The organism is Dyadobacter sp. 32 (assembly GCF_902506755.1).
GTDB lineage: Bacteria > Bacteroidota > Bacteroidia > Cytophagales > Spirosomataceae > Dyadobacter.
Map to the genome: position 1 here is coordinate 1411388 of NZ_LR735258.1, position 12840 is coordinate 1424227.

10 protein-coding genes are annotated in these 12840 nt (G+C 44.9%); 3 read left to right on the plus strand and 7 right to left on the minus strand.

From position 1 onward, the window contains the following. Positions 1-167 precede the first annotated feature (167 nt). Genes DYADSP32_RS05600 through DYADSP32_RS05610 form a run of 3 tightly spaced genes read right to left on the minus strand, consistent with a single transcriptional unit; the run spans position 168 to position 1648 of the window. Positions 168-851, minus strand: a complete 684-nt coding sequence (locus tag DYADSP32_RS05600; protein ID WP_414617542.1) for a hypothetical protein — start codon at positions 849-851, stop codon at positions 168-170. A gap of 47 nt (positions 852-898) precedes the next feature. Then, entirely contained in the window at positions 899-1297 is a 399-nt protein-coding gene (locus DYADSP32_RS05605; RefSeq protein WP_149243638.1) for a hypothetical protein, read from the minus strand. A 42-nt stretch (positions 1298-1339) separates the two neighbouring features. Beyond that, the gene (locus tag DYADSP32_RS05610; protein WP_149243637.1) at positions 1340-1648 is read right to left on the minus strand and encodes a hypothetical protein; all 309 of its coding nucleotides are present in this window, start codon (positions 1646-1648) and stop codon (positions 1340-1342) included. Between the two features lie 229 nt (positions 1649-1877). Between DYADSP32_RS05610 and DYADSP32_RS05615 the strand changes: the two genes are divergently transcribed. Both DYADSP32_RS05615 and DYADSP32_RS05620 read left to right on the plus strand, forming a co-directional pair. After that, positions 1878-2168 (plus strand): hypothetical protein, encoded by a 291-nt coding sequence (locus DYADSP32_RS05615; RefSeq protein WP_149243636.1) that lies wholly within the window; start codon positions 1878-1880, stop codon positions 2166-2168. Between the two features lie 121 nt (positions 2169-2289). Next, positions 2290-2721, plus strand: a complete 432-nt coding sequence (locus DYADSP32_RS05620; RefSeq protein WP_149243635.1) for a hypothetical protein — start codon at positions 2290-2292, stop codon at positions 2719-2721. 142 nt (positions 2722-2863) lie between these two features. Here the strand turns inward: DYADSP32_RS05620 and DYADSP32_RS05625 are convergent, their stop codons facing one another. From DYADSP32_RS05625 to DYADSP32_RS05635, 3 genes are all read right to left on the minus strand, one after another. Further along, positions 2864-5656 carry an alkaline phosphatase family protein gene (locus DYADSP32_RS05625; RefSeq protein WP_149243634.1) on the minus strand — a complete coding sequence of 931 codons (2793 nt, stop codon included), beginning with the start codon at positions 5654-5656 and terminating at the stop codon, positions 2864-2866. Positions 5657-5675: 19 nt separating this feature from the next. Continuing rightward, entirely contained in the window at positions 5676-8126 is a 2451-nt protein-coding gene (locus DYADSP32_RS05630; RefSeq protein ID WP_414617543.1) for a beta-propeller fold lactonase family protein, read from the minus strand. Positions 8127-8189: 63 nt separating this feature from the next. Beyond that, the gene (locus DYADSP32_RS05635; protein WP_149243632.1) at positions 8190-10208 is read right to left on the minus strand and encodes a TonB-dependent receptor; all 2019 of its coding nucleotides are present in this window, start codon (positions 10206-10208) and stop codon (positions 8190-8192) included. A gap of 542 nt (positions 10209-10750) precedes the next feature. On the opposite strand from DYADSP32_RS05635, the gene DYADSP32_RS05640 reads away from it, so the two are divergent. Then, positions 10751-11419, plus strand: coding sequence for a ThuA domain-containing protein (locus DYADSP32_RS05640; protein WP_414617544.1), 669 nt, complete (start codon positions 10751-10753; stop codon positions 11417-11419). Positions 11420-11515: 96 nt separating this feature from the next. Here the strand turns inward: DYADSP32_RS05640 and DYADSP32_RS05645 are convergent, their stop codons facing one another. Further along, positions 11516-12805 (minus strand): esterase-like activity of phytase family protein, encoded by a 1290-nt coding sequence (locus tag DYADSP32_RS05645; RefSeq protein WP_149243630.1) that lies wholly within the window; start codon positions 12803-12805, stop codon positions 11516-11518. Between the last annotated feature and the right edge of the window lie 35 nt (positions 12806-12840).

The window sequence follows — 12840 nt, forward strand, 5'->3', positions numbered from 1 at the left end:
AATTCGCGAAATTCAAAATGCAAAAATCTTGTTTTATCCACTTGGACGAGTTAAGTATATATTAACATTTTATAAATAAATCAGCACAACCACTTCGCTTTCAGGCGATTCAAAAAACAATATTGACAAGAAGCAACGAGGGGCAAAGCGAGTAATGAGACTACGTCTCAGTCCGAACTTTTTAGAGATATTGAATTGCCAACCACTGTCGTCAAGGGCGCAGCAACAGGGTGATTGGCTGTAAAGTAGAATCCCAGTAGTTGCGCCGCAGTTTGCGCAAACTGGTCTTGACATATCTGAAGCTTTTCTTCCATCTCTCCGGATCCCGGCGTATCCGGTCCCAGTACTGCCAGCCAGGTTTCATCAGATTGGGCTGCTAAGAAACCGTGACGCGTCCAATTCTTGTTGGCACCTCTACCGTGGTCGGGGTACACCATAAACGTTGTTTTTCCGGAGTAAAATTCATCCTCCTGCATGCTAGTCCATAAACTGCCGATCATTGCATCCGGGTAATGAGCCGAGTCCAGGTAAGAATCATATTGCCCTGCATGTCCGAAGTTATCCGGATCACCGAAATCGATATGGATAACTTTGGGATGATTTGCCAAAATGTAGGACTTGGCAATCGCATAGGTGTGTACATCGAACCTGCTGCTCCCGCCAAACTGCGTGAGAAAATATTGCTGCAACTCGTTGGATAGAATCTGCGCCTCAGAAAGCGCTATGCCACTCACTTGCTCGCCGGGAATGTTCACCAACATCTTATTCCTGTCGCGGTTGACAATTCGGGAAACAGCATCCCAGGAGGCAAACGTAACCACTTTCCCTTCGTACCCCTTTTGTGAGTTCAAAAATTCAAGCACGTTTTCATCGGGGATGTTGGGGTATGCGATGCTGTTTATTTCGGGGTCATAATAACCGCATAAGGTTTCACTTCGCCCAGGGTAGGAGAACCTGTACCGGTTCTAACATTTACACGGTTGTCCAATTTTCGATTGCCATAAAGTTGACCTTCACCAGCAATCGTGCTCCCCAAAAAAGGCATAAGCTTTTGCCACCGTTCCAGCTCCGACGGAGCCCAATACTTGCTAAATAAAGAGGCAGGGTTTTGCTTGCAATAGTTTTCACTGAATAGTATTGACGAATCAGCACCCTGGAAAATTTCCTGCCATCGGTATCCATCTATCGAAATGACAACGACATTCTGAGTTCTGTTCTTTTGCACCAACGCTACTGAAATAGAAATAAACATGAAAAATACCAGAGACTTCATCGGATTTGAGTTAATATCTGACAATGGTGTGTTTGATTTTTAATGGTAATTCCGTGCTACTTTTTCTCAAGAATTTTGCAAAAGAATGCTCCGAATTTGAGTGAGCTCTGCGAAATAGGCCTTTGCCGCCTTATCTCGTCTTCTGATACCGTTGAGCAGAAATCGGTCTTTCAATTGTACAATTTCCCGATATCTTAAAAAGTATTTTTCAGCAAGCACCTTATCACCTGCTTCCTTATTCGTTTCAATCGACCAAAGCTCTGAATACATGAAAGACAATGATCTGATCACCTGGTCAAACAAATCTACCTTCAAAAAAAAACCAGTACTCGACATATCTGCTGATTGCTCACGGCCTGAAAATTGTTGCTCCATGTGTTTCCTATTTTTATCAAGAACTTCGCCAGCTCTACCTCGATTAATAACAAATCTAGCCTTCCACGATCTACAAAATGCACGGTTAACAATATGATAATCTCGGCCACCAACAAATCGGCTTTAACTGCAAGGAACGTCGCATAAGGGAAATATTATCATTTCGTTAAGCCGACACCTGCCGCATATTCATTACTAACTTTGCGAAAAACATAGCAACTCCTGAAATATGACACACGAAAAAACATTCATACTTGTTACCGGCAGATCGGTAAAAGTAATAGCGAAAGCCTCCCCCGTAAAGGATCAATCGAACTTCGAGACAGAAATTGAAGTACTAATTAAAGAACCCCGGGAGGAAAATTATAGACCAGCGATTGGTCAAACACACCCTAAATACTGGAAACTGAGGAAACTCGATTCTATCAAAACGCAGTTGCTCCAGATCAAGTACAGCGGAGTTTCCGAAAAGCAAATCAGAAAAACAATCAGAGAATTTAGAGAGAAAATAATGTCTTAGTTTACTCTCTGACAATATTTTGCACCCAGTTACCGCAATAGCCTTTGGTTTTCAGAGTAGAAATAAAATATTACCTAATGTCATCTAACTGTTTATCAATATGCCTGAAATGGCCTGAATTATGTGGATTAACAACAGAGAATGGATCGTTTTGACCGGATGTTTAGTACTCATTGTACCCGGTATTTTGTATTTCTCATTCAAGCCCTACTACCAGGAGTATTACATCAAAGACCTGGGAAATCCAAGAAAGATTTCGATTATTTCAGACAAAATGGAACATAAGAAGCTGCTTATTAAGATTGATGGTGTTTCAAGTGTCGACTACGTTTTGCGCCTGAGTCTGTTCTCCAAAAAAAACAATGACCGGGCGGCCCTGTCCTCCTACCAACGCAGCTATTCCGAAGAAATCAAAATTCCCGCAGGCACCGTTTCTGGTGACTTTGTTCGAATCTTTTCATCCGATCAAAGAAATCGCAAAGCTGAAATTATGTATTGGCCCACCAATAAATCTGGCAAGGGAACCATCAAAATAGAAGCCGGGATTTTTTGATCTTCGAGCCCGGTAAAATATTATCTTAAAAGGCTTCCGTTTCCGAACAGCTCCTTTTCAAACGAGCAAACCATCCATTGCAACGGCTCCGTATTCACCAGGGCCACATCGGTTGAAATACGCTAAAACATCCCTCACCATTTTACTTGATTTTTTTCGCAGGTTTTTTACCAGCCGGGGTCTTCACCTTCTTGCGAACATCGTCATCATCTTCATTCCGCCTTTTTTGCATGGTTTCAGTCCGGTCCATTTCTTCGGATTCAGAAAATGCCTTCCAGTCAAATTTCTCGTCGAATGGATCCAATGCTTTTTGAGGATCAAATAAACGCGGATCGATTGAAACCGCATTATATGGCGTGAAATCAGCCTTATCCGTAAACATATCGCTCATATCTGAGGCTGTCGCATCGTACTGATTGAGGTAGGGAATGCCCAGGATATGCCAAAATGTTTTGAAAATACTTCCAAAACTATAATGCTGTTTGCCCACATAATTTCTTTTGATATACGGCGACACTGTCAGCAGAATGCTTCGGTGTGCATCGACATGGTCTACTCCGCCCTGAGGATCGTCCTCGGTAACGACGATCAACATGTTTTTCCAATACGGTGTGTGAGACAAAAATTCGATAGTCCGGCCAAGGGCAAGGTCGTTGTCGGCCATGTAACTTTCTCCAAAAGGATAGCCTGCGGCCTGGCGCTCGGCGGTACCGTGGTCATTGGGCAGCATCAATGTCAGCACCGAGGGTAATGTTTTCCCAGTCCCGGTCCATTTCTCATTAAATTCCTTCATGAAGATATCAGCCCGAAACTGGTCGGGAATCGCCATGTTGTAAGTAGGAAATATTTTGGACGATTTATCAAAAAGCGGAGCTGGCAGCGGATAGTTGACGGTGTAAAGTTCACCGATGTACTTCATGGTACTATCGGAGTAATTGGCAGCCATTTCCACTCCGAAACCAAAATTGAAAAAATCCTTTTTATTCCGTTCCAGGTGATCCCAAAGCGAACCGGCTTCATTGTAGTCTTCCGGATAAATACTTCCAGCTGAGCCATAGAACGATAAATTCCCGGGAGCTGAAGAAGAATCGAGCATGTTCCGCCCGCCGCCATAAGCAGCAGCAGTCCCGGTTTCCACCCATTCGTTTGGGTAAGTGTTCACCAGCCAGCGATGCCCGTCTGCCGAAACATCTGAATCGCAATAATAATTATCTGAAACAGCAAATTGCTTCGCCAGCGCAATGTGATTAGGCATCACATTTATATTTTTCAAAGAAGCCGTCTTTCTTCGGTTTTGAATATTTCTATTCAGTCCAAAGCGTGCAATTGTCGAATCACCATTTCCTCCGGTTAACTGCCCAAAAACTTCGTCATAAGTCCGGTTTTCTTTGGAGATGAACACGATATGCTTGATCGGTGATTCTGAGGCACCTGGATAAAGCGGCACGGGGTTTCTGGAATTTACCGAAATCTGTTCAAACAAATAGTTATTATCTAACACGTTTTTCGTTAGGGCTGGCAGATCACTATCCAACGGAATATCAATCACAGAAACAGTACCCTTCATCAAACTTCCGATGTAACTTCCCTCGGCACCAAGTTTAAAATCCTTACCTCCGTTTGGTCCGCTTCCCAAGCCCTTTGCATTGGTTACGACCAGTTTTTTGCCGTCGGGACTGACCTTTAGCTTGCTTGGAAACCAGCCCGTGGGAAGATGGCCCAATACTTTCATTGACGGAATATCGATAATGGCTACGGCATTGATACCGGCCTCTGCGACATAAAGCCTCTTCTGGTCGGGAGAGACGGCAACTCCAAAAGGAATGATGCCTCGGAGTGACCCCAAACGCGGTTCGGGATTAAGTTTCAAAGTACCAATTACAGTATCCTTTTCAATATCAATGACCGAAACACAATCATTGTTGCCATTGCTGACAAATACAAATTGGTCGGTTGCACACAGTGAATTTGGGCTGCTTCCTCCCACTGCCGGAAAATCCTCCACCATTTGACCTACCAAAATTCCAGTCTTGATCTTGGCTTTCACCACCGGCTTCCCCTTGGTAAGGTTGTAGCTCCAAACCGAAAATGCATCCAGGGAATTTGGATCTCCCAAAGCCGGAACACCCTCTGCTGGTATTCCTTCCTTCATTTCTTTTGAGCCGTACCTCGTCGAAGGCCATTTATGTGCTGTTTCTTTTAGATTTTCCCGGTTAAGATCCGTAAAAGGTTTGTATTCAAAAACGCCGACATTGGCAACATAAATACGCTTTTCGTCCGGAGAGAGACATATTCCGAACGGGTACCGGCCAGTCGGTACATTACTGATAATCTTATTGGTTTTGGTATCAATGACCATCAACCTGAACCCGATTTGGTCTACAGCGTAAAGCGTTGATCCGTCCCTGGTGAGGACCATATCGCCGATATAACCGTGGTCATATTTAACACCATTTTCTGTGGCTTGACAACTGATGGTCATCTTGTTCTTGCCGGATTCCAGGTCAAAAATGAAAATTTTGTTGGTTTGGCCACCAGCAACATATACGGTTTTATTGTCAGGCGTTATCGCCAGGCCCATAAAACAGGCTTCCAAGATTCCCTTGTCGGTTTTTGGCCCATCCGGATATTGTCGCACTGTGGGATTTTCATTCAGAATGTTTTTCAGAATACTGATAGAAAACGGGTTAATGCCGGAATTTGCGGTGACAGCAATACGCCCATCGGCGCTCAATGCAAGGCCGTAGGGATGTGGCGCTACTGTCACCTGCTTTCCAAGGGGGGTGATGTACCGTCCGTTGGGTATGATCGTTTTCCCGTCTCTCCTTTTTTGCAGGTATTCCTTACCCGAGGGTGCATTCGCCAACCATTTTTGAGCGGTAACACAATAAATATCAGTTAAAAACAAAATGAGCAGGAGCGTATACTTTTTCATTGAGTTGCTTTGATTTATGTTATTTGTCATCCTCTTCATCCTCCTTTTCGAGCCTCACAAACGCTCCGCGGCGGGGAGCTGGCATTACGCTATGCTCGCCCCGCACGGTCTGCCAAACGATCTCGCTAAAAACCAGGTCGTCTATTGCATCAGGGACTGAAAGGTCGAACTGACTTGAGCGACGGGAATTTGAATTAACCGCTACATTCTTTTGGGTCAAGTCTACACCCGGTTCCTTTGCGTTAAAAGTCGCGGGATTGGACTTGCTAGTAAAGCATCTCCACATCGGCGTCGCGGCCGCATCGTATTGGCTCATGGGCTTCAATCCGAGTATCAACTCGATAGTTCGGAGCATTCCGGAAGTGGAATACATGGTGTGGTCAACGAAACCCCGCTTCACAAATCCACCAGCAACAAATGCAATTGAGCGGTGCGCGTCCACGTGATCGGGGCCGTTTTGGGCATCGTCTTCGAGTATAAACACGACCGACTCATTCCAAACTTTACTTTTAGAAAGATGCTCAACGAATAAGCCCACGGCTCTATCATTATCTGCGACAGCGGCAAAGGGTGTCGGTTTCCCTACGCTTGCACCTGATGTGTGATCGTTGCCGAAACGAAGGGTATTCAAGCTTGGTAATTTATTCGCAGCCACCAGTGCATCGAAATCCTTTTCCCAAGCTTCTTCCCTGTCGATATCCATGTAATTAAGGTTGTACCCCTTAAATGTCGGGCAGAACTTGTTTTCCAACGTTTTAATGTTGGCCTTCTCGGAATCGGCAAACCAGCCGTAGCTCCGGTAACTTATCCCTGCCCGCTCAGCATGATCCCAAATAAATCCATCCCTCGGATGAGCTATGTCCTTTTGTCCTTCGTAATCATACGTTCCGCCACGACCACCATAACTTGTCACCCAGTTCTTCTCCACGTAATCATTGGCATAGGCAGCAGAAGACCAGTTATGCCCGTCAGCGCTTACCTCCGCATCGACATAGAAATTATCGAGCAGTACAAACTCCCTCGCCAGGGCGTGCTGGTTTGGCGTAACCTTATCTGGAAATAGACAGAGTGCCGGATCACCATTGCCCTCTTTCATATCGCCCAGGACTTGATCGTAGGTCCTGTTTTCCTTGATGACGTAAAACACATATTTAATCGGAGACTTATCTCCTACCTTCATCGGAATCGGATTGCCCGCCTCTCCTTCTGCGTTTAATTCCTTATTCTTCGTGTAAGGTGTATTGGCATAAACGAGGCGGGAATAGGCAGAAAGCGTGTGAGGATTAGGTGCGTCAATAACAGATAAGGTGCCTTTGAACAGACCACCAATATACTGTTCTCTTCCTGTATAAGCCTGTGGGTTCGGACCTACTTGTTGCGGGACTTTTGATAAATTTGGATTCGGCCCCTTAGGATTTGCCTTGGACGAAAACCCTTTCCCATTGGTAACAAATATCCTCGAGCCGATTACTTTAACAGCAGTGGGATACCAACCCGTCGGAATAAATCCTACTGAATGACTACGTCCCTTGGTCTCCACATCGAACACAGCGAGGCAGTTGTTATCGGCGTTGGCGATGTATAAAGTTTTTTCATCCTCACTCAGTGCAAGCCCATTAGGTGTAGTGCCTACGGGCGCGTCCGGAAAAAGAGAGGTGGTTAAAGTTTCGGATACCTGGCGTTTCGTAAGATCAATAAGTTCTACGGTGTTATCATTACCATTAGCAACATACAATAACTTACCGTCTTTGGTCAGCAAAAGATCATTGGGATTTTTGTTGGTCGCAATCTCTGCCGAAAGTTTCTGTGAATCTGTATTGACTACGAGCACGCGCGCGCCTCCCCATAGCGAGATGTAGAGTTCCTTTTTATCAGGGGAAAGAATACAGGTATAAGCAGCAGCCCCCAGTTTTACTTTACTGATCGTCTTTCTGTTCTCGGTATCACAAATGTACAAGGCACTATCTTCTTTTGTGACCACATAAATTCGTTTCTTTGAATCGTCCACTGACATACCAGTCGGGGATATCTTCACGGGCCAGGGCTTACCCAGAATGATCGGCTCAGTCGGAACAAGCTGGACCCCTTCAATGTTGTAAACCAAGACCTTATTATCGTTTCCACCTGACGCGTACAATATCTTCTCGTCCTGACTAAAAGCAAGCCCGAGGTAGGATTTGGCCACCTTTGCCGTGTCCATCACTTTTTCTGAAACTGCGTCGATCAATGTAATACTTTGGGTACTTTGACCATTGTTCGTGACTGCGAGGTATCTTTTGGAAGGGGAAACCACCAGGTTTAGAGGAAGGTCATCGAGCTCTAGACTTCTGCCTACAGGTGTTAGCGACCAGCCATTTGGTAAATTGATTCTTTTGGCTGAGAATGTTTTATAAACTACCGATTCCTCCAATTGCCCGGGTGAACCAATGTTTTTCTTGCAGCCATAAGTGAGAGCACAAATTAGTAGCATGCTCAGTCCTAGTTTCAGGTATTTTATCATGGTGAGTTATTACATATTGTTGAATAGTAGCATTTAAAACCTGGTGGTTAAGGTCAGCCAAAGGCTACGACCTACTCCATTTATTCCCGACCCGTGCGTACGGTAGTCCTTGTTTGTGAGGTTTTGAGCGACAGCATTCACGGCAAAGTGTTTAGCCTCGTAGCCGGCCATCAGATTAACCACGACCCAGCCAGGTGTTCCGCCTTTGGGGATACGGTTATCACCAAGATCTCCCGCTGCGAGGCGGGTTTGTTGATCAGCGAACCATACTTCCGGACGCACATACCACCTTAGCTTTCGATATTCGACACCCAAACGTCCATTCAGAGGCGGAATACGCCGAACCGGCTCGTTTTTGGTTACGTTTTTCCCGAAGTTGTAAGCGCCTCCTCCATAAAGTTTCCAATTTCCACTAAACATATATTCGGCTTCCAGCTCTCCGCCTCGGATATAGGCGCGCTCCACGTTTTCCTTACGATAAACATCGATCCCATCAATTTTCTGGCCTTTCACCTGGACCCTCGTAATAAGGTTTCGCAGGTTATTCTGAAACAATGCCGCGCCAATAGCAAGGGATTTTGACCGGAATTTATAGCCTACTTCGAAGTTATAAGATGCCTCGGGTTTCAAATCGTAAGCAGGCAACTCGTAACGAAAATCGACGATACCCAATGTTCCCATGTCGTCAATATTAGGCGCTCTGAAACCTGAATGAAAGGAGCCGTAAAAATTTGACTTTTCCCTGATCAAATAAGAAACCGATGCATTTCCGACCAGTGCCTTGGGCTTTACCAACACCTTACCTAATACCTCATCTGAAACATCGATACGAAAACCGTTGAAACGGCCCCCAAACGAAAATTGCAGATTGTCCAACCTTAGCCGATGAAGCGTGTAAATCGCGTAGTTAAGATATTTGCTATCGTCGGGATAAAGTCCACGGCCATAAACCGGGCTCCCACCAGCTACCTGGTCAGTTTTATTACTTTTTATCAGATCATTATAAATCTCAATCCCTGAACTTGCCTTCCAGAAACCGGTAATGTCAGATTGAACGTTGAAAATCAATCCCGCGGTTTTGACTTTATCCGTCTCTGTTCTCAGGCTGGAACTACCCGTTTTTCGGCTAAGCCTACCCTCTTTGGTCGTCTGCCAGGAACCGGTTAGCGATATCTCTGATGCCCATTTCCTCGGCGTCCCGCCTTTTAGTTTGAAATAACTCAAAGAACGGTTTTGCGGATTAAACTCATTCAGGGCAAAATTTTCCAGCTTGTAGCGATAGTATAGTGGTACATGTCTTTGCCGTACCGATTGATGGGCAACCGTCAGACTCCATGAGTCACTTACGCGCAGGAGCAGTTTGGCATCAAAAGCCCGGTCCTTGTATCCACTGGGAGACTGCCTTCCGGTTGTGTCCCCTCCTATCAGGTCTCCGAAATTCCTGACACTCAGCCCCCCGGAAAATGCGACTCGGGAAGCAGATACTTCGAGCCCAGTTCGCAGGGTTTTTTCCATGTCACCAGTCGAATATCGCCCAACTGCTCGTCCGTGCACAGTCAACTTTTCTGAAAACGAAGGATTGGAGGTCAATAACTGAAATGTACCACCCAACGCGTCAGAGCCATAAGCTACCGAGCCTCCCCCTCGAAGTACCTCCATTTTCTCGATGGCAAATGGGTCAATCGTGTTCAGATATTGATTTGGACCGTATCGAAATGTGCTATTGTTTAGCCTGATGCCATCAATAAGAATCAATGTCTGGTTTCCGGTTAATCCGCGCAAAAAAGGCGACCCGGCTCCATGGGTTGTCTTTTGAACAAACACGCCGGTTGTGCCCATCAACGCCTCAGGTGTGGTTCTCGGCTGCCAGACCTTGGAGTTTTGAGAGGATATAACCGATATGGAACCAGCCGTTTCAAGAGTCTGCACGGTAATACGGTTCGCTGTTACATTGACCTGGCTAAGAAGTTCTGTACGAAGAGAATCACTTTGCTGAGCAAAACCAGATATGACAGAAACGACAAAAACTAAAAAGCAGTAAAAGATCTTCATAGACAAAGCGTAAACATCATGCAGGTTGACAAAACTAAATCTTCTACGCTATTAAAAATCAACCGTTAAGTTAAGAATTTATTAACAAGCTGTGATCAAATAGTCACCGAAACAATTTACTCTGACCAAGGTATGTGCGAGGCGCATTGATTCACTCGTTTTTTGTTTTAAATAACTCCTCGCGCGTAAATCCTTTCCACTTCTCAGATCTCGAATTCTGAATCGGTGGTTGCGGTAAATCCCAATAACAAGTAGTTTGCGCAGGTAGACAAATAACCGTTTATTATCATTTTGTTAACCGAAGAACCCCTGAGACTTTCCCCGTTAACTTTGTTCTAAAATTAAGTGCCTGAGAGCTGAAATCCAGACCTAAAGCCATGTCCAACACGACTTTAAATTTTACAATCTTCTGGTTATTCGCAGTTTTGCTTTCAGCAACTGGTGTGTACTCATTATTTATACTCAAAAAACTCCCGTGGCAAAAGCCTTTATTCGACACGATTGACCCATGCATACCTGTCTCTGTCGGCAAAAAGGGAATATTGATTTTCTGCAAAACCAACGGATTTCGACATGCCTCAATCGAGCCGGGAATACAGGCTATCAAAAAGGCCGGAGCCGACAAAGGCTGGGATGTAAGAGCCACCGAAAACGGGGCAATTTTTAACAAAGCTCATCTTGATTTATTCAAGGTCGTAGTCTTCCTTTCGACAACTGGTAATATAATGACTGCCGAACAAAAGAAGGCTTTCGAATCGTTTGTTGAAAACGGAGGCGGTTACGTTGGAATCCATTCCGCATCAGATACGGAACATAACTGGGGATGGTATAACCGTTTACTTGGTACTCATTTTAAAAGTCATACATTGATTCCGAAACATTTGGCGCAGGCAACGCTGGTTACCGAAGACAGAAATCACCAGGCCACCCGACATTTGCCAAATTACTGGAATAAGGTCGACGAATGGTACAATTTCAAAGAGAGCGTTCGTGGAAAAAGGAATATTGAGGTTCTGATCTCCATAAATGAAAGCTCCTATTCCGTGGTTTGGCCCAAGGGAATGGGAAAATACCATCCCATATCCTGGACTAATCAAATGGCTAAGGGCCGAATGTTTTACACGGGCATGGGGCATACTGCCGACACTTTCATTGATTCAAATTCACTGTTGCACATCATTGGCGGAATCGAATGGGCCGGAAGGTTCTGATTTCGAATTAGAAAATCTAGTGTAACATTTTATTCAAATAAAGAGCAGACATGGTAAATAACATCACGGCTGCTCTTTCTTTCGCTAATTATTCTGTCACCAAAGAGGTTTTTTCAACTTAACAAAGTAAATCGTATTGCGATCGACTAAGCCGGTACCTGCCAGTATTTTAGAAACATACGTACCAACCCCGGTCACGCCGAAATCGTCATCGTTGCAAATACCGATCAATGTGGAATTGATAATAACAATCCCTTCTGCCTTGTCATGCGGGTACAAAGACGGAATATCGGTCATCAAATCAGCTGCGAGGGTCTTCGTGACAGGCACTATACCGTTCGCCTGAAGCATTACAGCATCTTTTAGCTGTTCTACCGTGAGTCCGCTGAAAAGTTTTCCAGCCTCGGAGTTGCCCGGATCAGAGATGTCTGTTGCACCTGAAATGTCAATCTTATAAACCTTTTTGAAGACTGTCGTTTTGTTCGCATTTGTAGCAAACTCACCGTCTCTTTCCAGAACAAGGAAGGTTGTATTGGTTATTGCTACAATCTCGCTGTTGGCCTGAAGATTCGCACGGTCGATCAGGTATGCATATTGTTTACTAGTTCCATCGGCAATATTAAACGCTAAAATACGGGTTACGAGCGACCCGCTAACTGCCGCAGAAGTAGGGTTGTAAAGTGGAAACTGCATAATCCCGATCAGTGTTTTTCCATCCGGTGTGATGGTAAGGCCTTCCATACCCCGATTGGCTCGTCTTCGAGCAAACACAGCGGGAATCTTGCGGCCTCCCTTGCCCGTTCCGAAAGGGTTTATTTTTTCAATCGTATTTCCATCCCGATCGAAGTGAATGATGTGCGGACCATATTCATCACTGACCCAAAAGGTACCATCTTTCGCAAGCGCAAGACCCTCAGAATCGAGGCCGTCCTCACTGTTAGCAAGGGTATTGTTTTGGGTATTCAGGGCCAGTTCACCACTGAACCCTTGGACCGGATTAGGCAATCCATTGAGCTTGCCCCCTTTATCGTTTTTCAGATCAATGACTTTTTCAAGCACCAGCTCCGTACCTGACAAACGGAACCTTCCTATCTGTGGAACAAAATCAGGGTTAGCAAAAACCTTTGAATTCAAAACAGTACCGTCAATATTCGGTCCGCGATCCGTTAGTAAATAAAAAACATCCTTGTCAATTGAGTCTTGTACGATCGACGATCCAAAGCCTCCATTGTAAACCTTCACACCGTTGACCTCTGAAAGGATAGCAGGCCTGGAAGCTTCTGCTTTCTCCGGAAACTCGGATCCTTCTATATTATGATCGACACAACTAAGTACGATAGACGCGGTAAAAATGATTGAGAGCAGAATTGGTAAATGGATTTTCATTTTCGGACAAGTTTAGTTTGCGTAAAACTACTCAG